The 260-nt window shown below is 66.9% G+C and carries 1 pseudogene; it reads left to right on the top strand.

What is annotated here, in order from left to right:
- Positions 1–260: pseudogene (locus SB816_RS32850) on the top strand (pyrroloquinoline quinone biosynthesis protein C); the annotation flags it as partial.

The raw sequence follows: 260 nt of genomic DNA, 5'->3' as shown, positions 1-260 counted from the left end.
CGCGCTATCACATCCATCATCCGTTCAACCGGCGGATGAATGCCGGCGAATGCTCGCGCGAGCAGATTCGCGGCTGGGTCGCGAACCGCTTCTACTATCAGATCAGCATTCCGCTGAAGGACGCGGCGATCCTGTCGAACTGCCCCGACCGCGAGACGCGCCGCCTGTGGGTCGAGCGGATTCTCGACCACGACGGGCACGGCGAGAGCGAAGGCGGCATCGAGGCGTGGGCGCGGCTCGGCGAGGCGGTCGGCATCGAG

Origin of the sequence: Achromobacter sp. SIMBA_011, assembly GCF_046535435.1 — a bacterium.
Lineage (GTDB): Bacteria > Pseudomonadota > Gammaproteobacteria > Burkholderiales > Burkholderiaceae_B > Achromobacter > Achromobacter dolens.
The sequence above is the reverse complement of the archived record's forward strand: the minus strand, read 5'-3'. Positions and strand labels throughout refer to the sequence as shown.